This is a genomic window from Agrobacterium sp. P15N1-A (assembly GCF_044626815.1).
In the GTDB taxonomy this organism is placed as follows: domain Bacteria; phylum Pseudomonadota; class Alphaproteobacteria; order Rhizobiales; family Rhizobiaceae; genus Agrobacterium; species Agrobacterium leguminum.
The window spans coordinates 732,673-755,653 of record NZ_JBIUPF010000001.1 but is presented as its reverse complement, the minus strand read 5'-3'; the positions used below and the strand labels follow the sequence as shown (position 1 = coordinate 755,653).

22 protein-coding genes are annotated in these 22,981 nt (G+C 61.1%); 14 read left to right on the top strand and 8 right to left on the bottom strand.

Annotation, left to right across the window (positions count from 1 at the left end; genetic code table 11):
• Window positions 1-67: 67 nt before the first annotated feature.
• The 4 genes from ACIK7D_RS03740 to ACIK7D_RS03725 all read left to right on the top strand — a co-directional run bounded on the left by ACIK7D_RS03740 (window position 68) and on the right by ACIK7D_RS03725 (window position 5,687).
• The gene (locus tag ACIK7D_RS03740; RefSeq protein ID WP_162936707.1) at window positions 68-1,597 is read left to right on the top strand and encodes an MDR family MFS transporter; all 1,530 of its coding nucleotides are present in this window, start codon (window positions 68-70) and stop codon (window positions 1,595-1,597) included.
• A 315-nt stretch (window positions 1,598-1,912) separates the two neighbouring features.
• Entirely contained in the window at window positions 1,913-2,923 is a 1,011-nt protein-coding gene (locus ACIK7D_RS03735; protein ID WP_400156008.1) for a ligase-associated DNA damage response exonuclease, read from the top strand.
• Window position 2,924: 1 nt separating this feature from the next.
• Window positions 2,925-4,550 carry a cisplatin damage response ATP-dependent DNA ligase gene (locus tag ACIK7D_RS03730; protein WP_400155661.1) on the top strand — a complete coding sequence of 542 codons (1,626 nt, stop codon included), beginning with the start codon at window positions 2,925-2,927 and terminating at the stop codon, window positions 4,548-4,550.
• 171 nt (window positions 4,551-4,721) lie between these two features.
• Complete coding sequence (locus ACIK7D_RS03725; RefSeq protein ID WP_400155660.1) at window positions 4,722-5,687, top strand: alpha/beta hydrolase family protein; 966 nt, start codon at window positions 4,722-4,724, stop codon at window positions 5,685-5,687.
• An 86-nt stretch (window positions 5,688-5,773) separates the two neighbouring features.
• Here ACIK7D_RS03725 and ACIK7D_RS03720 read toward each other — a convergent pair whose 3' ends face one another.
• Window positions 5,774-6,556, bottom strand: coding sequence for a glycosyltransferase family 32 protein (locus ACIK7D_RS03720; RefSeq protein ID WP_400155659.1), 783 nt, complete (start codon window positions 6,554-6,556; stop codon window positions 5,774-5,776).
• A 153-nt stretch (window positions 6,557-6,709) separates the two neighbouring features.
• Window positions 6,710-9,430 carry a heavy metal translocating P-type ATPase gene (locus ACIK7D_RS03715; RefSeq protein ID WP_400155658.1) on the bottom strand — a complete coding sequence of 907 codons (2,721 nt, stop codon included), beginning with the start codon at window positions 9,428-9,430 and terminating at the stop codon, window positions 6,710-6,712.
• A gap of 167 nt (window positions 9,431-9,597) precedes the next feature.
• Between ACIK7D_RS03715 and ACIK7D_RS03710 the strand changes: the two genes are divergently transcribed.
• Together ACIK7D_RS03710 and ACIK7D_RS03705 are read left to right on the top strand one after the other, a co-directional pair.
• Complete coding sequence (locus tag ACIK7D_RS03710; RefSeq protein ID WP_080817450.1) at window positions 9,598-10,506, top strand: L,D-transpeptidase; 909 nt, start codon at window positions 9,598-9,600, stop codon at window positions 10,504-10,506.
• Window positions 10,507-10,661: 155 nt separating this feature from the next.
• A complete protein-coding gene (locus ACIK7D_RS03705; RefSeq protein WP_065654265.1) occupies window positions 10,662-11,387 on the top strand; it encodes a L,D-transpeptidase in 726 nt (241 codons plus the stop codon).
• Between the two features lie 55 nt (window positions 11,388-11,442).
• Here the strand turns inward: ACIK7D_RS03705 and ACIK7D_RS03700 are convergent, their stop codons facing one another.
• Window positions 11,443-11,901: a MarR family winged helix-turn-helix transcriptional regulator gene (locus tag ACIK7D_RS03700; RefSeq protein WP_020009598.1), complete on the bottom strand. Its 459-nt coding sequence runs from the start codon at window positions 11,899-11,901 to the stop codon at window positions 11,443-11,445.
• Between the two features lie 192 nt (window positions 11,902-12,093).
• Between ACIK7D_RS03700 and ACIK7D_RS03695 the strand changes: the two genes are divergently transcribed.
• The 3 genes from ACIK7D_RS03695 to ACIK7D_RS03685 all read left to right on the top strand — a co-directional run bounded on the left by ACIK7D_RS03695 (window position 12,094) and on the right by ACIK7D_RS03685 (window position 13,730).
• The gene (locus ACIK7D_RS03695; RefSeq protein ID WP_400155657.1) at window positions 12,094-12,516 is read left to right on the top strand and encodes an organic hydroperoxide resistance protein; all 423 of its coding nucleotides are present in this window, start codon (window positions 12,094-12,096) and stop codon (window positions 12,514-12,516) included.
• Between the two features lie 109 nt (window positions 12,517-12,625).
• Complete coding sequence (locus ACIK7D_RS03690) at window positions 12,626-13,009, top strand: MbcA/ParS/Xre antitoxin family protein (RefSeq protein WP_020813119.1); 384 nt, start codon at window positions 12,626-12,628, stop codon at window positions 13,007-13,009.
• Complete coding sequence (locus tag ACIK7D_RS03685) at window positions 12,969-13,730, top strand: RES family NAD+ phosphorylase (RefSeq protein WP_400155656.1); 762 nt, start codon at window positions 12,969-12,971, stop codon at window positions 13,728-13,730. Before ACIK7D_RS03690 ends, ACIK7D_RS03685 begins: the two co-directional genes overlap by 41 nt.
• A 23-nt stretch (window positions 13,731-13,753) precedes the next feature.
• On the opposite strand, the gene ACIK7D_RS03680 is transcribed toward ACIK7D_RS03685, so the two are convergent.
• The 3 genes from ACIK7D_RS03680 to ACIK7D_RS03670 all read right to left on the bottom strand — a co-directional run bounded on the left by ACIK7D_RS03680 (window position 13,754) and on the right by ACIK7D_RS03670 (window position 16,625).
• The gene (locus ACIK7D_RS03680; protein WP_400155655.1) at window positions 13,754-15,268 is read right to left on the bottom strand and encodes an ABC-F family ATP-binding cassette domain-containing protein; all 1,515 of its coding nucleotides are present in this window, start codon (window positions 15,266-15,268) and stop codon (window positions 13,754-13,756) included.
• Window positions 15,269-15,653: 385 nt separating this feature from the next.
• Window positions 15,654-16,076, bottom strand: coding sequence for a YciI family protein (locus ACIK7D_RS03675; RefSeq protein WP_080827426.1), 423 nt, complete (start codon window positions 16,074-16,076; stop codon window positions 15,654-15,656).
• Between the two features lie 102 nt (window positions 16,077-16,178).
• Entirely contained in the window at window positions 16,179-16,625 is a 447-nt protein-coding gene (locus tag ACIK7D_RS03670) for a MarR family winged helix-turn-helix transcriptional regulator (protein ID WP_400155654.1), read from the bottom strand.
• A gap of 150 nt (window positions 16,626-16,775) precedes the next feature.
• Here ACIK7D_RS03670 and ACIK7D_RS03665 point away from each other — a divergent pair, with 150 nt between their 5' ends.
• The 3 genes from ACIK7D_RS03665 (at window position 16,776) to ACIK7D_RS03655 (ending at window position 18,903) form a co-directional block, all read left to right on the top strand.
• Window positions 16,776-17,504, top strand: coding sequence for a thioredoxin family protein (locus ACIK7D_RS03665; protein ID WP_262534933.1), 729 nt, complete (start codon window positions 16,776-16,778; stop codon window positions 17,502-17,504).
• A 26-nt stretch (window positions 17,505-17,530) separates the two neighbouring features.
• Window positions 17,531-18,025 carry a DUF1579 domain-containing protein gene (locus tag ACIK7D_RS03660; protein ID WP_080817446.1) on the top strand — a complete coding sequence of 165 codons (495 nt, stop codon included), beginning with the start codon at window positions 17,531-17,533 and terminating at the stop codon, window positions 18,023-18,025.
• A gap of 98 nt (window positions 18,026-18,123) precedes the next feature.
• A complete protein-coding gene (locus tag ACIK7D_RS03655; RefSeq protein ID WP_400155653.1) occupies window positions 18,124-18,903 on the top strand; it encodes a VOC family protein in 780 nt (259 codons plus the stop codon).
• Between the two features lie 40 nt (window positions 18,904-18,943).
• Here ACIK7D_RS03655 and ACIK7D_RS03650 read toward each other — a convergent pair whose 3' ends face one another.
• The gene (locus ACIK7D_RS03650) at window positions 18,944-19,840 is read right to left on the bottom strand and encodes a LysR family transcriptional regulator (protein ID WP_400155652.1); all 897 of its coding nucleotides are present in this window, start codon (window positions 19,838-19,840) and stop codon (window positions 18,944-18,946) included.
• Window positions 19,841-19,961: 121 nt separating this feature from the next.
• Between ACIK7D_RS03650 and ACIK7D_RS03645 the strand changes: the two genes are divergently transcribed.
• Both ACIK7D_RS03645 and ACIK7D_RS03640 read left to right on the top strand, forming a co-directional pair.
• The gene (locus ACIK7D_RS03645) at window positions 19,962-20,684 is read left to right on the top strand and encodes an SDR family oxidoreductase (protein ID WP_400155651.1); all 723 of its coding nucleotides are present in this window, start codon (window positions 19,962-19,964) and stop codon (window positions 20,682-20,684) included.
• A 12-nt stretch (window positions 20,685-20,696) separates the two neighbouring features.
• Window positions 20,697-21,047, top strand: a complete 351-nt coding sequence (locus tag ACIK7D_RS03640) for an Atu4866 domain-containing protein (RefSeq protein ID WP_400155650.1) — start codon at window positions 20,697-20,699, stop codon at window positions 21,045-21,047.
• A 54-nt stretch (window positions 21,048-21,101) separates the two neighbouring features.
• Here the strand turns inward: ACIK7D_RS03640 and ACIK7D_RS03635 are convergent, their stop codons facing one another.
• Window positions 21,102-22,673 carry a helicase HerA-like C-terminal domain-containing protein gene (locus ACIK7D_RS03635; RefSeq protein ID WP_400155649.1) on the bottom strand — a complete coding sequence of 524 codons (1,572 nt, stop codon included), beginning with the start codon at window positions 22,671-22,673 and terminating at the stop codon, window positions 21,102-21,104.
• Between the last annotated feature and the right edge of the window lie 308 nt (window positions 22,674-22,981).

Sequence of the window (22,981 nt, the reverse complement as noted above, 5' to 3'; positions counted from 1 at the left end):
TGACATATATATGCTGATAGCACACAAATTGTCGCAGCAAAACCGCCGGAAGCCAACGAGATTTTTCATGGATATGTCCACCGCCCCCGTGGCGCCGCTTGTGTCGGATCATCGGCGCAGGCTCATCGTCTTTCTGTTTCTGATGCTGGCCATGTTCATGGCGACCCTCGATAACCAGATCGTATCGACAGCACTGCCCACCATCGTCGGCGAGTTCGGCGCGCTGGAGCGCTTCGGCTGGATCGGCTCGGCCTACCTTCTGGCCACCAGCGCGGTCATGCCTGTTTATGGCAAGCTCGGCGATCTGTTCGGCCGCAAATATGTGATGATCGCGGCGGTCGTCATCTTCACGCTCGGTTCGCTCGCCTGTGGGCTGGCATGGTCGATGGATTCGCTGATTGCCGCCCGCGTTCTGCAGGGCCTTGGCGGCGGCGGCATCATGGTGTCGATCTTCTCCGTCAATGCGGATCTGTTCGAACCGCGCGAGCGCGCCCGCTACCAGAGCTACTCCAGCCTCACCATCATGGCGTCAGGCAGCGTCGGCCCGATCCTCGGCGGCACGATGAGCGACCTGTTCGGCTGGCGGTCGATCTTCCTCATCAACCTGCCGCTCGGCATTATCGTCATTGCGGGTCTGGCGTTGATGCTGCCCTACCGTCGTCCGGCGCGCCAGCCGAAGATCGATTATCTCGGCGCGGTCCTCTTGGCGGCCACCATTGCCAGCGTGGTCTTCTGGGCTGACAGCAGCGAATTGTTCGGCTCGCTGATCGCTGGTCCCAGCCTCGGCATCATCGCTTTCGCCGTCATCGCCGCTTTCCTGTGGGTGCAGGTGGAACGCCGCGCACCGGAACCCGTGGTGCCGCTGCGTCTCTTCAAGGACAGCACCTTTCCGCTGTTGATGATCGTCTCGCTGACGAGCGGCGGCATCGGTATCGGCATGGTCAATTATTATGCCCTGTTCCTGCAGACCACGACCGGGCTTTCGCCCTCCCATGCCGGCCTGTTCTTCATCGCCGTCACCGGCGGCATCGTCATGGGCTCGCTTTCGGCGGGGCGGCTGATCTCGATTACCGGCGTCTACAAGCCCTTCTCGGTGGCGGGTCTTTCCATCAACCTCGTCGCCATGCTGCTGTTCACGCAGATGCATGCCGGAACGCCGCTTTGGATGATCGCGGTCCTTATGTTGGCACAAGGCTTTGCTGTCGGCCTCGGCCAGCAGGCACCGATCATCGGCGTGCAGAATTCCGCGCCCAAGGCGGATATCGGTGCAGCCAGCGGCGCGGTGACGCTGACCCGCATGGGTGGTGCGGCCATTGCCATTTCGGTCTATGGCGCCATCGTATCGTCGAGCCTCAAGGGCGTGGCGGTGGATATTCCCGGCGTCGGCAAGATCGAAGAACTGACGCCGAAAATGCTCTCCGAACTCCCCGCCGCCTCACAGGCCGCCGTCGCCTCGCTCTATTCGGATGCGTTTACGCCGCTCTTCTTCGCTGCGGCCGCAACCGCCGCCATCGGCCTTGCGGCGGCGCTGATGCTGAAACCGGTGCGGTTGCCGGCGGCAGTGCAGGCGAAGCCGGCCGAAGGGGCGGGGGAGTAAGAGCTGTCACCTAAGACGGTGCGATGGGATTGACGCACCTTGTTCACGTTGCTCACCATACCCCCATCCCTGTGCTTGTCACAGGGATCCAGCCAGCCCAAGTCCTTGGGCTGAAAAGACTCTTCCCACCGCGCGGACGCGCGTTGGCTGGATTCCTGTGACGAGCACAGGAATGAGGGAAAGGAGGGGCCGTGCAATGCGTCTCACCACCATGGGTCCCGTAAAACAAAAACACCGACACTGGAAATTTAACGCCCGTTCCGCGTTATGCTCGCAGCACTTTACATTCGCGCGGGCGGCCCTATCTCAATGAATATGAAGCCGGAACAGCTCCTGAATTCCACGCCCAAGGGCCTCTATTGCCCGGCGGGCGATTTTTATATCGATCCCGTGCGCCCGGTGGCACGGGCGCTCATCACCCATGGCCATTCCGATCACGCCCGCGCCGGCCATGGCGCGGTACTGGCCACGCGCCAGACGCTGGATATCATGCGCATCCGTTACGGCGAGGATTTCTGCGGCAGCGAACAGGCGGTCGCTTTAGGCGAGAGGGTGGAGGTGAACGGCGTCACCGCCGGTTTCCATCCCGCAGGCCATGTGCTGGGTTCGGCGCAAATCTCGGTGGAAATGAACGGCCTGCGCATCGTCGCGTCCGGCGATTACAAGCGCGGCGTCGATCCCACCTGCGCGCCCTTCGAGACCGTTCCCTGCGATGTCTTCATTACCGAGGCCACCTTCGGCCTGCCGGTGTTTCACCATCCGCTGCCGCGCATGGAAATCGGCAAGCTGCTTACTTCGATCCGGCAATTTCCCGAACGGACCCATCTCGTCGGGGCCTATTCGCTCGGCAAGGCGCAGCGCGTCATCAGGCTTTTGCGGGACAATGGTTATTCCGATCCCATCTATATTCACGGCGCACTGGCGCGGCTTTGCGATTATTACGTCTCGCAGGGTATCGATCTCGGTGATCTGCGCCCGGCAACGCTCGAAAAAAGCGATCCTTCCGCCTTCAAGGGCGCCATCGTCGTCGGCCCGCCCTCGGCTTTTCAGGAGCGCTGGGCGCGGCGCTTCAACGAACCGCTCATCGCTTTCGCCTCCGGCTGGATGATGGTGCGGCAGCGGGCCAAACAAGGCGGTGTGGAGCTGCCGCTGGTGATATCAGACCATTGCGACTGGCCGGAACTTCTGGAGACGATCAGGGAAATTTCCCCGCAGGCCGTCTGGGTCACCCATGGCCGTGAGGAGGCGCTGGTGCGCTGGTGCCAATTGCAGGGCATTGCCGCCAAGCTGCTGCATCTTGTCGGCTACGAGGATGAGGGGGATTGAGATGAAAGCCTTCGCCACGCTGCTCGACCGCCTCGTTCTCAACCCCTCGCGCAACGGCAAGCTGAAGCTGCTGACCGATTATTTTCGCGATACGCCCGATCCCGACCGGGGCTACGGGCTGGCGGCGATTGCCGGCACGCTGGATCTCAAAAGCGTCAAGCCTGCACTGCTGCGCGAGCTGGTGCTGGAGCGGATGGACGAGGTGCTGTTCCGTTATTCCTATGATTATGTCGGCGATCTGGCCGAGACCATTTCGCTGGTCTGGGGCAATATCGGCGGCGCGGATGACGCCGAGGCGCAGGACCCGCGCCTCGGCGATGTCGTCACGCTGATGAATTCGCTCGGCCGCACGGAGGTTCGCGGCGCGGTGCGCGATCTGCTCGACCGGCTGGATACGTCCTCGCGTTTCGCCTTTCTCAAACTCGCCACCGGCAGTCTGCGCATAGGCGTTTCGGCGCGGCTGGCACGGCAGGCGCTGGCGGATTTCGCCGGGAAAGACATCACTGAAATCGAAACCCTCTGGCACGGGCTGACACCGCCCTATACGCCGCTTTTCGCATGGCTGGAGGGCAGGGCGGATCGGCCGGTGCTGGCCACGCCCGCCATCTTCCATTCGGTGATGCTGGCGACACCGGTTTCCGATGGCGATCTCGATGCGCTGGACCCGACCGATTACGCCGCCGAATGGAAATGGGACGGCATCCGCGTGCAATTGTCCCGCGCAGGCGCCACGCGAAAACTCTATTCCCGTTCCGGCGACGATATTTCCGGCGCCTTTCCCGATGTTCTGGAGGCGATCGATTTCGAAGGTGTGATGGATGGCGAATTGCTGATCGGTGGCACAGCGCGCTCCAACAATCTCACCCGCACCTTTTCCGACCTGCAGCAGCGGCTGAATCGCAAGACGGTGACAGCGAAGATGCTGGATGACTATCCCGCCTTCATCCGCGCCTATGATCTGCTGTTCGAGGGCGAGAGCGATATTCGCGCGCAGACTTATCTGGAGCGCCGCGGCCGCCTGTCGGACATTATCGAGCACGCCCCGCATGACCGTTTCGACCTCTCGCCGCTGATCGGCTTTTCCAGCTGGCAGGAACTCGACACGCTGCGCGCCGCCCCTCCCGATCCGGTGATCGAGGGCGTGATGATCAAGCGCCGCGACAGCGCCTATCAGGCCGGCCGCGCCAAGGGCCCATGGTTCAAGTGGAAACGCGATCCCTATAACATCGACGCCGTGATGATGTATGCGCAGCGCGGCCACGGCAAGCGCTCTAGCTATTATTCCGATTTCACCTTCGGCGTCTGGGCGGAAGGCGAGGATGGCGAACAGCTGGTGCCTGTCGGAAAGGCCTATTTCGGCTTCACCGATGCGGAGCTGGAGGTGCTGGACAAGTTCGTGCGCGACAACACGGTCGAGCGTTTCGGCCCAGTACGGGCGGTGCGCGCCACGCCGGATTTCGGTTTCGTGCTGGAGGTGGCCTTCGAGGGCATCAACCGTTCCACCCGCCACAAATCCGGCGTCGCCATGCGCTTCCCGCGCATTGCGCGGCTGCGTGCCGACAAGCTGCCGGCAGAGGCGGACAGGCTCTCTACACTGGTGGCGATGATCGATGCTGTAGAGGTGTAGGGTGCCCTGGCTGCTCCCTCATCCTTCGTGACAGGCACGGGAACGGGAAAGACACTGTCCAGAAATTGCCATGATGGCTGCGAATACATTGTTGTCATTCGCGAATCCGTGATTGGACAGCCTCCCGCCGCAGTGTTGAACTGTTGTTACAACCATCCCTTCAGGTGACATATGGCAGACAAACGCTTTCTTTCCTCAGCCTTCGGACAGGAAGAGAGCGGCGCCATCTTGCCGAGCCTGACGCGGCGAAGCCTGCTGGCCGGCGCCATGGGGCTGTCAGCGGCTGCATTTTTACCGCTCCGTGCGAAAGCGGGCGTCGCCGCGCCCGAGGTGTTGCCGCTGGAGCGGCAGGATTATGCGGAGGCGCGCAAACGGTTCCACACCCATCTACTGCGAAAAATGGCTGCGCCGGAAAAATCCCCGGCGCTCGGCACGCCGCCCGGGGCGGAACGTGTCACCTATCCCGGCGGGCCGGATGGTTCCATCGAACTTGTCGCCTGGCTCTCCCATTACCAGCCGTCAAAAACGTTGAAACCCGCCGTACTTTTCCTCCATGGCGGCAACGCCACCGGAGACGGCCATTGGGCGCTGATGAAGCCCTATTGGGAAGCGGGCTATGTCGTGCTTCTGCCGTCCTTCCGTGGTGAAAACGGCCAGAGCGGCAATTATTCCGGTTTCTACGACGAAACGGCGGATGCGCTGGCGGCGGCCACCTATCTGGAAAACCTTCCCGGCATCGACAGAAGCCGCTTCTTCATCGCCGGCCATTCCAATGGCGGCACGCTGACGCTTCTGGCCGCCATGAGCCGCATGTTCCGCGCCGCAGCACCCATCTCCGCCGGCGTCAATTCCTGGCGTTACTTCAACCGCTATAGCGACGAGATCTGTTTCGACGAGACCGACGAGCGCGAATTCATCATGCGCTCCTCCGTCTGTTTCGGACCCAGCCTCAAATGTCCGGCGCTGCTTCTGCGCGGCACGGAGGAGCGGCCTTTCGATGCCGATCACCAGCTTTTCGTGGATCGCGCCCTTACATCCGGCTTCAAGGTCGACAAGAAGCTGTTGCCTGGCACCCATAACGGCGTGGTGCCGCATGCGGTGGAGGAAAGCATCCGCCTTTTCAACGCCTTCGTCTGAAATGCGAACTGTGCCGCTGTTTCAGGGACGCGTGAGGTTCAGGAGCACGTCCGGTAAAACCGCTTCGTGCTTTTACTGGAAATGCCCTAGTTCTTGACGATGGACGTCTTGGCCTGCTCCGCCCACCACGCGCCGTCTTTTTTGTCGGCATATTGGGCGCGCTTGTTGGTGAACTGCCCCTGGGTGCACATTTCGCGGTAATTGCGGACCGGCAGCCCCAGTTCCTTGACGACGGCATGCACCACCGTCGGGCCGGTCATGTCGTAGACGCTGGCGAGCGTTCCGTCTTCGATATTCTGGGAAATACGGTCGGCCATCAGCCTGAGCGCCGGGTGGCCGGGCCTGGAGGCCATGAAGTAATTCGTGATCTCGCCGCTTTTCATGGCGATGAAAACGGCCTCTTCCTGCGGGCCGATCACATCTTCGGGGCGGGCCGCAAAATTGGAATCGATATCGAGATAGATGCCGCCTTCCTGCAGCAGCACCAGAATACGCCAGAAATCCGCCTTGGCGGCGCCCACCTGCAGGCGACGAAAGGCATCGGCGTAACGTCCGGGAAAATGCCGGTCGATATAGGCCTGGCACGCCTCGTCATCATGGTAGCGATATTCGAATTCCGGCGTCAGCCAACGGTTGAACAGGAAATTCGCATAGATCGGCGTCGTTACCCGGTTGGAGTAATTCGTCTGCCAGATGATGCGGGGAATGGCCTTTTCCGATTTCGGGCTGCGTCTGGCAGGCTGATACTGCGGAAGCATCTTTCTTCTGCCGGGCCGGATGAACAAATCGATGGAAAAAATGACCTTGGCGATGTTTCCACCGATCTTGATCGCGCGGTACGCGATACGGTTATAGCCATGCTTTGCCAAGTTCAGCGCTCCTGCGCGTGGAATCGATTGTCACGCGCGTGGAAACGGCGGTACGCGGTATTTATTGGACGCAATTAGTTTGTCAATATGCCGTAAATGAGACGGCCGGGCCTCGATTGACGAGACCCGGCCGTCTTTCACGCAAATGGAATATCAACCCTTGTTGCGGTTGAAATAGCCGAGCAGCCGCATGGCATTGGCGGTGACCAGAACCGTCGCGCCGGTATCGGCGAAAACGGCGAGCCACAGGCCCGAAACGCCGGTCACGGTCGTCACCAGAAACACCGCCTTCAGGCCGAGCGCGATGGTCACGTTCTGGCGGATATTCAGCATGGTGGCGCGCGACAGGCCGATCAGGCGGGCGGCATCGCCGACATTGTTGCGCATCAGCGCCGCATCCGCCGCTTCCATCGCCACATCGGTGCCGGAACCGATGGCGACGCCGACGCTGGCCGCCGCAAGGGCCGGCGCATCGTTGATGCCGTCGCCCACCATCACCACGGTCTTCTTTTCGGCAAGCTTGCGGATTTCTTCGACCTTGTTCTGCGGCAGCAGCTCGCCGCGCGCCTCAAGGCCCAGCTTGTTGCCGATGGCACGCGCCGTGCGGGCATTGTCGCCCGACAGCATCAGCGAGGAAATGCCCATTTCCTTCAGGGCCTTCACCCCTTCCGCCGCATCCTTGCGCGGCTCATCGCGCATGGCGAAGAGGCCGCTTGCCACCCCGCCGACTATCACGACAGCCACCGTCTTGCCTTCGCTTTCCAGTGCGGAAATGCGATCGGAAAGGTCTTTCGAGAGGGTGCCGACTTCCGTTGCAAAGCGCGGTGCGCCGATGAACAGGTCTTTCCCGCCGACATTGCCCTGCATGCCGCGACCGGAAATCGCCTTGATGTTGGAGCCGGGCAGGGGCTTCACGCCCGGCTTTTCGGCATGATTGACGATGGCGCGGGCGAGCGGATGGCTCGATTCGTGCTCGATGGTTGCGGCTTGCGCAATCAGCTCGGCCTCATTGCCGTCAAGCGCCACCACGTCGGTCACGACAGGTTCGCCGAGCGTCAGCGTGCCGGTCTTGTCGAAGGCGACGGTTTCGGTGCGCGCCAGCATTTCGATGACCGCGCCGCCCTTCACCAGTATGCCATGGCGTGCCGCTGCCGAAAGGCTGGAGGCGATGGCCGCGGGAACCGAGATGACCAGCGCGCAGGGGCAACCGATCAGCAGCAGGGCGAGACCGCGATAAATCCAGGTATCCCAGTCGCCGAGGCCGACAAGCGGCGGCACGATGATGGTCAGCACCGAGATCGCCACGATCAACGGCATGTAATAACGCGAGAAGCTCTGGATGAAGCGTTCCGTCGGGGCGCGGGCATCCTGTGCTTCCTCGACGAGCGTGATGATGCGGGCAATGGTGTTGTCTTCCGGTGCGCGGTCGACGCGGATGCGCAGCGAGCCGTCATGGTTGATCGAGCCGGCAAAGACGCGCGCACCCTTTTCCTTGGCGACGGGAATGCTTTCGCCGGTCATCGGCGATTCATCGACGCTCGACTGGCCTTCCATGACGACGCCATCGGCGGCGATACGGTCGCCGGGACGCGCCACGACCACCTGGCCGATGCGCACCTGATCGGCGGCAACCTGCCGCAGCGCGCCGTTTTCCTCCACCAGTGCCGTTTTCGGCAGGAGCGAACCGAGCGCCTTGATGCCCGAGCGGGCGCGGGCGGCGGCGAAACCTTCCAGCAATTCGCCGACGGAGAACAGCAGCACGACGATGGCCGCCTCTTCCGCCTCGCCGATGATGATCGCGCCGATGGCGGCAATCGTCATCAGCATTTCGATGGTGAAGATCGCGCCGAAACGGGCGGCGTTGAAAGCGTTCTTCGCGATGGGGAAGAGCGTGACCAGCGTGGCGATGATGAAGGCGTAACCGCCCCATGCCGGGAAGCTCAGTTCCGCCGCATAGGCGATGGCGACCAGAACGGTGCCGGTGAAGGTGTTGCGCGCCTTTGCGGTGCGCCACCACGCGCCTTTTTCATCCGCGCCATGGGCATGTCCCACTTCCGCGCTCTGGTCTGCAGCCGCCGGAGCGGAACCATGCGAATGGCCCGCATGGTCGTGGCTGGAATGATCGTGACCAGAATGGTCATGCTTGGAGTGGTCATGATCATGCCCGCCGCAGGACGCGTGATCGTGCGCGGAATGGTCATGATCTGAATGATCGTGGTCGTGGTGATGGCCACTGCACGACCCATGGTCATGGTCGTGATCCGCGACTTTTTCGCGCGCGGTCTTTTCCTGCGGCAGCAGGGCTGGTTTGAAACCGAGCTTGCGCAGCGTGTCCTCGATTTTTTCGACCGGGGTTTTGCTCTCGGCCAGCGAAAGGTTCAGCCTTTCGCGTGCAACGGAAACCTTGACGTCGGCAACGCCGGGCAGGCGGGAGAGCGCGGTCTCGATCTTGGCCGCGCAGCTGCCGCAATCCATGCCGCCGACCGAAAAGGTCAGCGCATTGCTGTTGTCGGCGCTCGTTCCGGTATCGGCATGGTGGCCGCCGCAGGACGAATGATCGTGGTCATCATGGTCGTGGCCGTGATGATCCGCCTCGACTTTTGCGCGGGAGACTTTTTCCTGCGGCAGCAAAGCGGGTTTGAATCCGAGCTTGCGCAGCGTGTCTTCGATTTTTTCGACCGAGGTTTTGCTTTCGGCGAGCGAAAGGTTCAGCCTTTCGCGCGCAACGGAAACCTTGACGTCGGCAACGCCCGGCAGGCGGGAAAGCGCGGTTTCGATTTTCGCCGCGCAGCTGCCGCAATCCATGCCGCCAACGGAGAAGGTCAGTTGCTCGCCGTCTTTGCCCTTGATGTTTATGCCTGTCGAAATATTCATGGTTTCCGCTCCTGAATTCCAGTCGACAGCCAATCTGGCACCTCTAGCAACTAGAGCTTCAAGAGGAAAAATGCGGTTTTTCGATTTTTTTTGAAAAACCGACGCCAGCTTCGCGCCAGCCGCACGGTTCATCATGCCGGCAGATTGGATTCCATGAAGCGGTTCAGATGATAGCACTCCTTTTGAAAAACGGTCGCCGGGCGGCCTCTCTGGTCGGGCTTGCCCTGCTGCCTCTCATGAGCGGCTGCCTTTTCGTGACGGATACGACCCGGATGGACCCGGATGTCTTCGTCAGGGAAACGGCGCCGGTGTTCAATTTCAACTCCGTCAGCTCCAATCGCCAGCCGGAACTGCCGCCGCAGCCGGGCCAGCTTTCGACGCGCCCGCCGGATCTGTTCAGAACCCGCTTCCATCAGGAATACGGTCCGCCGGTGCGCGGGCAGGGTCTGCAAGCCCCGCAGGTGCAGGGTTCTAACGCGCCGCAGCCGCAGGGCCAGACGATGGCCTATGGCCTGCCGGTCTCCAATCCGCTGCACAGGGTCATGTATGGCCCGATCCGCGATGAGGACCGTTCGTTGCCGGCCATTCCCTATGGTCGCATCGATCCGCGCTATCTTCGGCAGGAAGTGAGCTACCAGACGGCGGAAGCCCCCGGCACCATTATCGTCGATACCAGACAGCATTTTCTCTATCTCGTGCAGTCCGGCGGCAAGGCGATCCGTTACGGCGTTGGGCTGGGGCGCGACGGTTATGCCTGGTCGGGCCGCGGCAAGATCCAGTGGAAGGCGAAATGGCCGCGCTGGACGCCGCCCGATGAAATGGTCAAGCGCCAGCCGGAACTCGCCTCCATCTCCGCCGCCAATGGCGGCATGACGCCCGGTCTCAACAACCCGCTCGGCGCGCGTGCGCTTTATATCTTCAAGGATGGCAAGGACACGCTTTACCGCGTGCATGGCACGCCGGACTGGCAATCCGTCGGCAAGGCGACGTCCTCCGGCTGCGTGCGCATGCTCAATCAGGATGTGATCGATCTCTACGAGCGTGTGCCGCAAGGGGCGCAGATTGTGGTTATCTGAACACGTTCTAAAAGAAAGAGATATTGGACCCATTCCGCCAGCGCCTTGTGACTGGCTTTTAGCGGTCGGTTAACTATTTTCGCAATACGCATGACACGGAACAAATGACGTACAACGGCGATATAGCCGTTCGAAATGTGGGACAAACCGGCCTTATGACAAGCACCGACACAGATCTTTCCAGACGCACCTTCCTTTCCCTTCTCGGCATCTCCTCCGCTTCGCTTCTCGCAGGCTGCGCCTCGTCGGGCACGGGAGACGCCATTCGCCAGCAGGCAAGCGCCATCGGCAGCGATTTCCGGCAGATGTTCTCGCCGGGCGTCAGCGATGCGGAACTGGCCGTCATGTACGGCTCGGTTGAGGATGGCGGTTACGTCATTCCCGCCGTCCCCTATCAGAAAATCGACCGCCGTTATTATCGCCAGCGGGTTGTCGACCCGACCGGCGAACGCCCTGGCACCGTGGTTGTCGATACGCGCTCGCGCTTCCTTTATGTCGTGGAGCAGGGCGGCAGCGCCATGCGTTACGGCGTCGGCATTGGCCGCGAAGGTTTCGCCTGGTCGGGTGAGGGCGTCATCCAGTGGCGTCAGAAGTGGCCGAAATGGACCCCGCCGGACGAAATGGTCGCCCGCCAGCCGGAACTGGTCAAATATTCCTCCAAGAACGGCGGCATGCCGCCGGGCCTGAAGAACCCGCTCGGCGCGCGCGCCCTTTATATCTTCCAGAACGGCAAGGACACGCTTTACCGTCTGCACGGCTCGCCGGAATGGAACTCCATCGGCAAGGCCGTCTCCTCCGGCTGCGTGCGTCTGATGAACCAGGACGTCATCGATCTTTACGACCGCGTGCCTCAGAAGGCGCGTGTGGTGGTCTGGCAATAAGCCGAAAACGCTTCGAATAAAAAGGCGGCCCTGTGCCGCCTTTGTCTTTTTGGGGTTACGGACGGCTGAGACTGTCCTTCAGCGCATTCACCCGGTCACGAATCTGCACCAGCTCCTCCAGCCCGCAGCCGGTGGCGCTGCCGATTGCCGCCATGATCTTCACGCCCTCTTTTTTGAGGTTCGCGCCCTTCGGCGTCAGGGCCACCAGCACCTGCCGCTCATCCACCGTGCCGCGCTTGCGGGTAATCAGCCCCGCATGTTCGAGCCTTTTCAGCAGCGGCGACAGCGTGCCCGAATCGAGGCCCAGCATTTCGCCGAGCGCCTTGACGGTGGATGTCTCCTTTTCCCATAGCGCCATCATCACCAGATATTGCGGATAGGTCAGCCCGATCGGGTCGAGCAGCGGCTTATAGGCGCGTGTGAAGGCGTGTGCCGCGCCATAAAGGGCAAAACATATCTGCTGGTCCAGCCTCAACAGGCTTTCCATCTTCTTCTCGTCGCCCTCTGCGTCCATTTTCCTGCTCCAAAATCAACCGGGAAGGGAACAATCAGCCCCCGCTTTCGGTTCCTGCCGCATGGATGCGCGGCGAAATTTCGTGAAAATTATCGCAAAAAACAAAATTTCATTCAATGTGCAAAACTATATTGCGCACAACTTAATTGTGCGTTATAAGATGCCCAACACCAACCCGAAGGAGTAAATGTCATGCCCATTCTCTACACGACCAAAGCATCCGCCACCGGTGGCCGCGCCGGCAACGCCAAGTCGGAAGACGGCGTTCTCGACGTGACGCTGACCGTTCCGAAGGAGCTGGGCGGCGATGGCGCCCGTGGCACCAATCCGGAGCAGCTTTTCGCAGCCGGTTATTCCGCCTGCTTCCTGGGCGCGCTGAAATTTGTCGCCGGCAAGGAAAAGGTAAAGATTCCTGAAGACACGACTGTGACGGCAACCGTCGGCATCGGCCCGCGCGAAGATGGCGGCGGCTTCGGCATCGAAGTGTCGCTGAAGGCCAATATTCCGGGCGTCGAGCGCGAAGTCGCCGAAGAGCTGGTTGCCGCCGCTCACATCGTCTGCCCGTACAGCCACGCCATGCGCACCTCCACGGAAGTGCCGGTCTCGGTGGCCTGATCCAATTCGCGGGAGAAAATCCATGTGAGCAATGAGGCCGGGTTCATCCCGGCCTTCTTGTTTTCAGAAAGAAAAATGCTATATTCTTTCCAAGGAAAGGATATGCGCCATGAATATTCACGCCAAAAGCGCCATGGATCCCGCCTCGCAGGGCAGGGTCGTCACAAAGGCCGTTATCGCCGCCGCCGAGCGGCTGGGCCTGAATGCCGCACGCACGGCCGATATTCTCGGCGTTTCGGCCCCCACCGTGTCGCGCATGAAACGGCTCGATTTCCTGCTGGAGCCGGGCGCCAAATCCTTCGAGCTTGCGGTGCTGCTGATCCGGGTTTTCCGCTCGCTGGACGCGATTGCCGGCGGCGATGAGGCCGTGGCGAAAAACTGGCTGCGCAATCACAATGTTGCGCTGAACGCCGTGCCTGCCGACAAACTGACCACCATTACCGGATTGATCGATGTCCTCTCCTATCTGGACGCCCGACGCGCTCCTGTCTGAAAAACGCGCCGTATCGGGAAAATACTGGCGGCTGGTGGAAGCGCAGCATCAGGTCTCCACCATGAAACTGGTGGATACGGTGGAGGAGCAATCGCTGCTGGAAGATATTCTGGAGACGAGCAAGCGGCCGTTTCCGCCGGAATGCGCCGGTTTCGACTATCTTCTCGCCACACCCTTCCGGTATGGAGCCGCCTATCCGCATGGTTCGCGCTTCCGCCGCGCGGGCTATACCGAAGGCGTTTATTACGCCGCCCAGAAGGTGGAGACGGCGCTCGCCGAAATGGCCTTTTACCGGCTGCTGTTTTATGCCGAATCGCCCGGCACGCCGCTGCCCGCCAATCCCGCCGACTATTCCGCCTTCGCCGCCCGTATCGCCACCGCTGCGGCGCTCAACCTGACGAAACCGGAACTGAGCCGGGATGCTCGCCTGTGGACCGATCTGCAGAATTACGAGCCATGCCAGGCGCTGGCCGATCAGGCGCGTCTGGCGAAGATCGAGGCTATCCTCTATCGCTCGGTACGCGACCCCGCCGGTGGCCTCAACATCGCGGTTCTGTCGCCGAAGGCTTTTGCCGCGAAGACACCGGTGGAACGGATGAGCTGGCGTATCCACCTGTCGAAAACGGGGGTGCAGGCGCTCTGCGAATTTCCGATGCGCAGAACGGGTTTTGCGGTTTTGGATTTCGCCGGCGATCCACGCCTCGCCAGCCTTTTGGGCTGACGGGCGTTTGCTTCTCAAAACCATCAGGCCGAGGCAAAAAACCCTTCCGGATCGTCGACTTCCACCAGCCTGCGCTTGTCGATCAGCCAGAAGCGGGTTCCGACAGCCCGCACGAAACTCCTGTCATGCGAGACGAACACGCAGCTGGCTTCGCGGCTGATGATTTCCGCCTCCAGCGCTTCCTGCCCCTCAATATCCAGATGGTTGGTGGGCTCGTCCAGCAGGTAGAAATTCGGCTCCGCCAGCCGCAGCGCCAGCATGGCGAGCCGGGCCTTCTGCCCACCGGAAAGGGCGGCGATGCGGCGTTTCTGCATTTCCATGTCGATCCCGGCCCCCGCGAGCAGGCCATGGATGCGCTGGTCGCCAATGTCGAAGCGGCGGGACAGCAGTGAAACGGGCGTGCTGTCATCATCGATCTCGGCGAGCGACTGGTCGACATATCCGGCCACCAGCGAGGGCGTGGCCTTGATGCCGTCCTGTATCTGGCCCGCGCCCGATACGGCCGCCTGCAGAAGCGACATCAGCCGTGTCTTGCCGACGCCGTTGCGGCCGAGAATGACGATGCGGTCCCCCTGACGGACAAATTGCCGGCCGGTGCGAAACAGCACCGTTCCGTCCGGCGTCGAGACGGGCGCATCTTCCAGAGTGACCAGAACCCTGGCATGGGTGCCGCGATTGGCGAGCTGAATCTTGCCGGCGGATCGCTCGATATGGGCCGGCCGCGCCTTCTCCTCGATCTTTTCCGCACGCTCGCGCAATTGCTTGGTCTTGACGGTCAGAAGATCGCTGCCGGAATTGATGCCGATATTGTTGAGCTTGGCGGCCTGCCGGCGCAATTGCTGGGCGGTTTTCATGTCGCGCTGGAAACGCCGCTCATCGGCGGCATCCTCTTCTTCCAGCACCACCCGTGCGTGGCCATAGGGCAACCGGAACAGCGCCGAATTTTCCGGCCGCAGGAACAGCGTGCTCCTGGTGACATTGTCGAGAAAGGCGCGGTCATGGCTGACGATGATGACAGCCGTATCGCGCGGCAATTCACCGAGCCAGTTTTCCAGCACATTGATCTTTTCGAGGTCGAGATGGTTCGTCGGCTCGTCGAGCAGCAGCACATCCGGCTCGGTAATCCATGCCCGCGCCAGCATGGCAAGCCTCTGCCAGCCGCCGCTCAGCTCTTCCAGGCGGCGCTCGCGGAATGGCTCCGGCACCAGCATGGCGTCGAAAATAATGTCGGCACGCCAGCTCTCGCTGTCGATCGTGTCCGCCGGCAGGGCAGAAAGCACGGCGTCCCGCATCGTCCGTTCCATCAGCGGGGCGGGCAGATGCTGGTGGACGATGGACTGCGTCAGCCCGCGCAGCCGGGTGATATCGCCGCTGGTGGGCTCCATGTCCCCGGAAAGGCAATGGAGCAGGGTGGATTTGCCGCAGCCATTGGCGGCGACGATGCCGATGCGGTCTCCCGCATTCACCGTGAGGCTGAGATTGGAAAAAAGCGGCTTGCCCAGAATGATTCCGAGGTTTCGAAGCGTGATGATGGTCATGAAGTCGTCTCTGGCAGGACGGACCCGTGACGAACCGTGGTCTGCCACAGGCAGTACGGGGTTTCGGTTCGAGGTGATCCGTCGTGAAAACATGCGCAACGGCAGACAAGCTGCATTCTGCGCGGCCTTTTGGGCAAACCAGAGTGTTGGTTGTTCCGGTCAGCCCTGCAAACGTGTCTGCAGGGCAAAAAGGTGGCAGAGCTGACGATTGCGCCAGAAGCAGGAAATATCCATGCGAAGCCTCCTTTCTTGAAACGGGTTGAACCGCTTCACCATTAACAGCGGCGATTGTTCGAGGCAACGGCTTTTGCAACGGTAGGCGGTGGGGGAGAATGCGGCAAGCCCGCACCCTCCCATTTTAATCCGGCGCTCGCCTGAGCGGCCTTTATTGCTTCGCGACACGGGCGCGCAGTTCTTCCACATGCGCGGCGATTTCCGGCGTTACGGCGTCGCCGAAGTCTTCCATTTCGAACATCGGGCGGATTTCGATTTCGCTGCGCTCCAGCATCGGGTTCGGGCAGCGTTTCACCCAGGCCACGGCCTCGTCCATGTCCTTCACAGTCCAGATCCAGAAGCCGGCGACCAACTCATTGGTGTGCGGGAAGGGGCCGTCGATCACCGTGCGGCTGTCGCCGTCGAACACAACCCTCTTGCCCTTGGAGGAGGGGTGCAGGCCGTCGCCGGATTGCATGATGCCGGCATTGACCAGCTCTTCATTGTATTTCCCCATCGCCTCGATCAGCTCGGTCGTGGGCATGACGCCGTCTTCGCTGCTTTTGGTGGCTTTTACAAAAACGATTGCACGCATGATCATTCCTCCTTGATTGCGCTTTCTTCGTAGTTTCGCTCCCCGGCACGACGGCCGGATGACATTGTCGCCGACAAAAGTGGCGTCATGCCGTCAATCCCCTCAGCCGAGGTCGATAAGGTCACGGCGCAGCCGGTCGGGGTCGCCGCTGCCGATGCGGGCTTCGATTTCGGCATGGGTCTGTTCCCAGATGGGGAAGGCGGCGGCGAGCAAGGCCATGCCGTCCGCCGTCAGCCGCAGCCGCTTGCCGCGCTTGTCCTTCGGGTCCTGCTCGATGCTGACCAGCCCGCGCCGCTCCAGCGGCTTCAGCGCCGCCGTCAGCGTCGTGCGGTCCATGGCCAGAAGATTGGCGACCGGTCCCATCGGCGGCGGCTCGGGCCGGTTGAGCGACATCAGCAGCGAAAATTGTCCATTGGTGATGCCGACCGGCTTCAGCGCATTGTCGAACAGCCGCGCCAAAGCCCGTGCGGCGCGTTGCGCATGCAGGCACAGACAGGCATCCCGCACGAAAAGAGTTGTCGAAAAAGGAATCACGCTGGCGTTTGACATGGGATAAATATGTTGATATCAACCTAATTAGTCAAGCGGAACTTGATGCTCCGCAGACTGTTTATTGACTTTCAGCACAGAAATAGCCGGTGCCCACCGCTAAAAGCGGGGCGGTGCCGTGGTGAAAGACGGATCCAAGGAGGAAAGATCATGTCTCATCCCGTCGTTTCGAAAGAGGAGTGGCTTGCGGCCCGCCGCGATCTGCTGGTGAAGGAAAAGGAAATGACCCGCGCCCGCGACAGGCTGAACGAGGCCCGGCGTGCGCTGCCCTGGGAAGAGGTGACGAAGGATTATATCTTCGATGCCCCTTCCGGCCCCAAATCGCTGAAGGAACTGTTCGGTACCTGCAGCCAGCTCATCGTCTATCACTTCATGCTGGCGCCGGACTGGGAGGAGGGCTGCGTCGGTTGCTCCTTCTTCGCCGATCATGTCGATGGCGCGCTGATCCACCTCAAGCATGGCGATGCGGGTTTCGTTGCGGTGTCGCGCGCGCCGCTTGAGAAGATCGAAAACTACAGGAACCGCATGGGCTGGAAATTCCCGTGGGTTTCGGCCGAAAGCAGCGATTTCAACTACGATTATCAGGCCTCATTCCGCGACGAGGACATGGCCAAAGGTGAAATCACCTATAATTACCGTGACATGGCGCCCTATGGCGACCTGAAGGACCTGCACGGCATCAGCGTTTTCGCCAAGGGCGATGACGGCAAGATTTACCACACCTATTCCACTTACGCCCGCGGCGCGGAACAGACGCTCGGCACGCTGATGCTGCTCGATCTGGTGCCAAAAGGCCGTAACGAGGAAGAGGTAATGGATTGGGTGCGCCGCCACGACCAGTATGAGGATGCGCCGAAGGCGGCAGCCTGCTGCCACTGAAACTGACGGATGAGGAGGAAACAACAATGGAAATGGAAATCGCCAAGCCGCAGAAGGAACATGAGTTCCTGAAGAGGATCGTCGGAGACTGGGTCATGACCTCCAGTTCCGGCCATGAGGACTACAATGCCGACGACCCGTCGCAGCAATTCACCGAGACCGTCCGCTCCGTCGGCGGTTTGTGGATCATCGGCAACGGCACCGGCAAGATGCCTGACGGCACGGATATGACAGCCGTGATCACGGTCGGTTTCGATCCGGCCAAGGGCAATTTCGTCGGCACCTGGGTGGGGTCGATGATGACCAATCTCTGGGTCTACAAGGGCTGGCTGGAAGAGGACGGCAAGACCCTGACGCTGGAAGCGGAAGGCCCGGCCTTCGACGGTTCCGGCGGCACCGCTACCTATCACGACGTGCTGGTGCTGCATGACGACAATCACCGCAGCTTTTCCGGCAGCGTCAGGCAGCCGGACGGCACATTCAAAACCTTCATGACATCGGAATTTCGCCGTAAGGCCTGAGGTCCTGCGAAAATTTCACCCGAAAACCACCGGCGCCGCCGCATTCTGGGCGGGCGCTTGTCGAAACACACCCGCCAAACCCTCCATAGGAGACGACAATGTCCGATACACATGGAAAATTCATCTGGGTCGAGCTGATGACGCCCGACATGGAAGCGGCAGCCCGCTTTTATGGTCATGTCGTCGGCTGGCAGACCAAGGATTTCGGCTCGCCGGAAATGCCCTATCTGGTGCTGGAGGCCGATGGCAAGGGCATGGGCGGCGTCATGGAGCTGACCGACGAGCACAAGGGCCAGGGCATTCCCCCGAACTGGACCGCCTATGTCGATGTCGACGATGTGGACGCCACGGCGAAACAATTCGCTGAAAAGGGCGGTGCGGTCAGACGTCCACCGCAGGATATTCCCGAAATCGGCCGCTTCGCCGTGGTCGCCGATCCCTTCGGTGCGGTGCTCTGCATCATGACGCCGCAGCCGATGGAAACAGGCGGCTTTCCGGAGGATATGCAGGAAAAGCAGGGCCATGTCGGCTGGCACGAGCTCTTCACCGATAATGTCGACGAGGCCATGGCCTTTTACGGCGATGTTTTCGGCTGGACCAAGGACCATGATTTCGACATGGGTGAGATGGGCCCGTACCGCATCTTCGCCTACAGCGGCAAGGCCGTCGGCGGCATGATGAAACGCATGCCGCAGGTCCCCGTCTGTCACTGGGGTTATTACTTCAATGTGGACGGTATCGATGACGCCATCACCCGCGTCAGCACCGGTGGCGGCAAGGTCGTCAACGGCCCGATGGAGGTTCCCGGCGGAAGCTGGATCGTCAATTGCGTCGATCCGCAGGGCGCTTATTTCTCGCTGGTTTCGCAGAAGAAATAATCCCGTTTTCTAACTGTCTGCCGGGGCTGGCTCCGGCAGACTACCGCTCTCTCGACAGGCGGACGTGATCGATGAAGGTGCGCAGCTTCGGCGCAAGATTGCGACGGTTGGGATAATAGAGATAAAATCCCGCGAAGGTCGGGGAGTGGTCTTCCAGCATCGAAACGAGCTGCCCGCTTTCCAGATAGGGGCGGAACGTTTCTTCCATGCCGAATGTGATGCCCGCACCGGCGCAGGCCAGCTTGATCATCAGCTGCATGTCGTTGGTGGTGAAGGCCGGCTCCACCGCCACCGCGAATTCGCGGCCGTTTTCCGCAAATTCCCACCTGTATGGCGCCACACCCGGCCGAGGTCGCCAGCCGATACACCTGTGCCCCATCAATTCGCGGGGCTGCGCCGGCAGGCCGAAGCGGTCCCGATAATGCGGCGAGCAGACGGCGAGCTGCCGCTGCGGAGCGGACACCGGCACCGCAATCATGTCCTGCGCGATCAGCTCTCCAAGACGCACGCCGGCATCGTAGTGCTCGGCGACGATATCGAATTCCTCGTCCGTCACGACGATATCGAGCTGCACTTGGGGATGTATTTCCGCAAAGCGCGCAAGCAGTGGCCCGGATAAAAAGCGCTCGGCTATCGAGGACACCGCAAGCCGCAACTGCCCGCGCACGGCGCCGCTCAGGGACGACGCGGCATTGGCAGCCTCAACGAGATTGCCGATGGATGGCGACACATCCGCATAAAGCTGCTGTCCCGCTTCCGTCAGGCTGACGCTGCGCGTCGTGCGTTGCACCAGCGCTATTCCCATCGTTTCTTCAAGCTTGCGGATGGTCTGGCTGACGGCGGAGCGGGTTACGCCGAGCCTGTCCGCAACGGCCCGGAAATTGCGTTCCTCGGCAACCATGCAGAATGTCGAAAGCGCGTTGAGATCGATGTTCATTGGTTAGAAATTCTACCCATTGAGGTTATGATTGAGGCGGTTATCACGACAATGCCCAAGCTTTATCTTCTCCGCAATGGCCGCATCTAGAAAAGCCGGCCGTAACACCAAGGAGAAAGCCATGACATTAAACAAAGTCGTTCTCATCACAGGTGCATCGAGCGGGATCGGTGAGGGTATCGCAAGGGAACTGGCCGCCGCCGGGGCGAAGCTGGTGCTGGGTGCGCGCCGCATGGACCGCTTGCAGGCGCTTGCCGAAGAATTGCGCGGGAAGGGCGCCGAGGTCGTCATCCAGCCGCTGAACGTGACCGACAGACAGAGCGTCGAGGCCTTTGCGGAGGCAGGGCGCAAGGCGTTCGGGCAGGTCGACGTCATCGTCAACAATGCCGGCATCATGCCGCTGTCATTGATGTCGTCCCTGAAGGTCGATGAATGGGACCGCATGATCGACGTCAATATCAAGGGCGTGCTTTATGGCGTCGCCGCCGTTCTGCCCGAGATGACGGCCCGTTCTTCCGGCCATATCATCAACATCGCCTCCATCGGTGCGCTCGCCGTTTCGCCCACTGCTGCCGTTTATTGCGCGACGAAATTTGCGGTACGCGCCATTTCGGACGGGCTGCGGCAGGAAAACCGCGACCTGCGGGTCACCTGCATTCATCCCGGCGTGGTGGAAAGCGAACTTGCCCACACCATCACCGATCCCGCCGCCGCGGAACTGATGCAGACCTACCGCGCCATCGCCCTGAAGCCCGACGCCATCGGCCGCGCGGTGCGTTACGCCATCGAGCAGCCCGACGATGTGGACGTCAATGAAATCGTCGTCCGTCCGACCGCGGTTTAAGGAGGATTGGCAATGAATATTGTTTCGACATCCGTTGCGCTTCTGCTCGCAGCGGCTTCCGCCGATACGGGTTCCCGCAAAGCGAGCAATGCCAGGGACGTGAATATGACCGAAACGGCTCAAACCCGGAACCACCCCTATATCGGCATGTGGGTCACCGGCGATGGCCACATTCGTCAGGAACTTCTGCCGAATGGCCGGTATGACGAGGCGCGGGGCAACCGCAAAAGCGCCTATCAGGGACGGTATGAGGTGAGGGGAAACCATATCGACTATTGGGACGATACCGGCTTCACCGCCGACGGCGAATTCGTCGACGATGTGCTTTATCACGGCGGCATGATCTTCTATCGCCAGAAGTGACGTCCCGCCAATCACGCGCCGCCCGCCCCATCGAGGGTGGGCGGCGTATCTGTTTTATCGCTTCAAACTTCCCAGGATCCCGCGCACGATGGCGCGGCCGACCGAGGTGGCGACCGAGCGGGCAGCGCTTTTCATCGCCGCCTCGATTACCGTTTCGCGCTGGTATCCGGTCTTGCGTGCGCCGCCATTACGCGAGCCGGTGGACGCCGGTGCGGGTTCTTCATCGCCGAAGCCGGGCAGGCGCCAGCGGCCGGAAGCGCTCTCGGACTGGCTGGCGGCGTTTTCTTCTTCCGCACGTCTGGCGGCTTCTGCATCGGCAGCCTTCTGGGCGCGGGCGGTGAGGATTTCGAAGGCCGATTCCCGGTCCATATCCTGGTCATATTGCCCGGCGACGGGGCTCACATCGATCAGGGACTTGCGTTCCGCATCGGTGAGTGGCCCGACACGGCCGGATGGCGGACGTACCAGCGTGCGCTCGACGATGGAGGGAGCGCCCTTGTCGTGCAGGGTGGAAATCAGCGCCTCACCGGTGCCGAGCGTGGTGATGGTGTCGGCGGTGTTGAAGGCCGGGTTCTGGCGGAAGGTGTCGGCCGCGGTGCGCACCGCCTTCTGCTCGCGCGGCGTATAGGCGCGAAGCGCGTGCTGCACGCGGTTGCCGAGCTGGGCGAGAACGGTTTCCGGCACGTCGAGCGGGTTCTGCGTCACGAAATAAACGCCCACGCCCTTGGAGCGGATGAGCCGCACCACCTGTTCCACGCGTTCCACCAGCACCCGCGGCGCATCGTTGAAGAGCAGATGCGCCTCGTCGAAGAAGAACACCAGACGCGGCTTTTCCGGATCGCCCACTTCCGGCAGCTCCTCGAACAGTTCCGAAAGCATCCAGAGCAGGAAGGTGGCGTAAAGGCGCGGGTTCATCATCAGCCGGTCGGCGGCGAGAACCGAAATCGTGCCAACCCCATCCGTGCCCACACGCATGATGTCGGCGATCTTCAGCGCCGGTTCGCCGAAGAAATTCGCCGCGCCCTGCTGTTCCAGAACCAGCAGCCCGCGCTGCAGCGAACCGACCGAAGCCTTGGAAATCAGGCCGAACTGGTTGGAGAGCTCGGTTGCGTTTTCGCCCATATAGTTCAGGAGCGATTGCAGGTCTTTCAGATCGAGCAGCGGCAGCCCGCCCTGATCGGCGATCTTGAAGGCGATGTTGAGCACGCCTTCCTGCGCTTCCGAGGCATCCATCAGCCGGGCAAGCAGCAGCGGCCCCATCTCGGCGATGGTGGCGCGGACGCGATGGCCTTTTTCACCGTAGAGATCCCAGAAGATGACAGGCGATTTGCCATAGGCAAAATCGGTGAAGCCGATCTGTTCGGCGCGTTTCTGCACCCAGTCCTTGGCTTCGCCCTGCGCGGCGATGCCGGAAAGATCGCCCTTGATATCGGCGCAGAAAACCGGCACGCCGGCCTTGGAAAAACCTTCGGCCAGAACCTGCAACGTCACGGTCTTGCCCGTTCCCGTCGCGCCGGTGATGAGGCCGTGGCGGTTGCCGAATTTCAGTTCCAGATATTCGCCCTTGTTCAGGCTGTCGTCCGGATTGCGGCTGGTGCCGATATAGAGCTGTCCGTCCTGCAACATCGACCATTTTCTCCTGCGGCTGGTGCATGACCCTTAAAATCGCGGTGGATTTTGCAAAAGCCATGTCCGAATTTAAAGCGTCACTACCATGTTGTGGCCACTTCTGACGATAGCGGCCTTTTCATAGTTTGGTTGTGATGATCTTATAAGGACAGTTTCAAGGCGCAACAACTGCTTGATGGCGATGAAGAAAAACCGCTTGATGAAAGTTGCCGCACCTGACCGTCGCCGCTTGAATGCGGCATGATATTGTTTTACGTTGACGTTAACGTCAGTTATTCGATGTTGGCGTCGTTTTTCAACAGGAG

Excerpts from the sequence above, each read along its gene's own strand:
- ACIK7D_RS03690 (WP_020813119.1), top strand. The coding sequence starts at position 12,626 with ATGAATATTCACGCCAAAAGCGCCATGGATCCCGCCTCGCAGGGCAGG.
- ACIK7D_RS03635 (WP_400155649.1), bottom strand. The coding sequence starts at position 22,673 with ATGTTGCAGGACGGACAGCTCTATATCGGCACCAGCCGCAATCCGGAC.
- ACIK7D_RS03670 (WP_400155654.1), bottom strand. The coding sequence starts at position 16,625 with ATGTCAAACGCCAGCGTGATTCCTTTTTCGACAACTCTTTTCGTGCGG.
- ACIK7D_RS03650 (WP_400155652.1), bottom strand. The coding sequence starts at position 19,840 with ATGAACATCGATCTCAACGCGCTTTCGACATTCTGCATGGTTGCCGAG.
- ACIK7D_RS03660 (WP_080817446.1), top strand. The coding sequence starts at position 17,531 with ATGGAAATGGAAATCGCCAAGCCGCAGAAGGAACATGAGTTCCTGAAG.
- ACIK7D_RS03640 (WP_400155650.1), top strand. The coding sequence starts at position 20,697 with ATGAATATTGTTTCGACATCCGTTGCGCTTCTGCTCGCAGCGGCTTCC.
- ACIK7D_RS03740 (WP_162936707.1), top strand. The coding sequence starts at position 68 with ATGGATATGTCCACCGCCCCCGTGGCGCCGCTTGTGTCGGATCATCGG.
- ACIK7D_RS03665 (WP_262534933.1), top strand. The coding sequence starts at position 16,776 with ATGTCTCATCCCGTCGTTTCGAAAGAGGAGTGGCTTGCGGCCCGCCGC.
- ACIK7D_RS03675 (WP_080827426.1), bottom strand. The coding sequence starts at position 16,076 with ATGCGTGCAATCGTTTTTGTAAAAGCCACCAAAAGCAGCGAAGACGGC.
- ACIK7D_RS03645 (WP_400155651.1), top strand. The coding sequence starts at position 19,962 with ATGACATTAAACAAAGTCGTTCTCATCACAGGTGCATCGAGCGGGATC.
- ACIK7D_RS03725 (WP_400155660.1), top strand. The coding sequence starts at position 4,722 with ATGGCAGACAAACGCTTTCTTTCCTCAGCCTTCGGACAGGAAGAGAGC.
- ACIK7D_RS03680 (WP_400155655.1), bottom strand. The coding sequence starts at position 15,268 with ATGACCATCATCACGCTTCGAAACCTCGGAATCATTCTGGGCAAGCCG.
- ACIK7D_RS03700 (WP_020009598.1), bottom strand. The coding sequence starts at position 11,901 with ATGGACGCAGAGGGCGACGAGAAGAAGATGGAAAGCCTGTTGAGGCTG.
- ACIK7D_RS03730 (WP_400155661.1), top strand. The coding sequence starts at position 2,925 with ATGAAAGCCTTCGCCACGCTGCTCGACCGCCTCGTTCTCAACCCCTCG.
- ACIK7D_RS03710 (WP_080817450.1), top strand. The coding sequence starts at position 9,598 with ATGATAGCACTCCTTTTGAAAAACGGTCGCCGGGCGGCCTCTCTGGTC.
- ACIK7D_RS03655 (WP_400155653.1), top strand. The coding sequence starts at position 18,124 with ATGTCCGATACACATGGAAAATTCATCTGGGTCGAGCTGATGACGCCC.
- ACIK7D_RS03735 (WP_400156008.1), top strand. The coding sequence starts at position 1,913 with ATGAAGCCGGAACAGCTCCTGAATTCCACGCCCAAGGGCCTCTATTGC.
- ACIK7D_RS03695 (WP_400155657.1), top strand. The coding sequence starts at position 12,094 with ATGCCCATTCTCTACACGACCAAAGCATCCGCCACCGGTGGCCGCGCC.
- ACIK7D_RS03715 (WP_400155658.1), bottom strand. The coding sequence starts at position 9,430 with ATGAATATTTCGACAGGCATAAACATCAAGGGCAAAGACGGCGAGCAA.
- ACIK7D_RS03685 (WP_400155656.1), top strand. The coding sequence starts at position 12,969 with ATGTCCTCTCCTATCTGGACGCCCGACGCGCTCCTGTCTGAAAAACGC.
- ACIK7D_RS03705 (WP_065654265.1), top strand. The coding sequence starts at position 10,662 with ATGACAAGCACCGACACAGATCTTTCCAGACGCACCTTCCTTTCCCTT.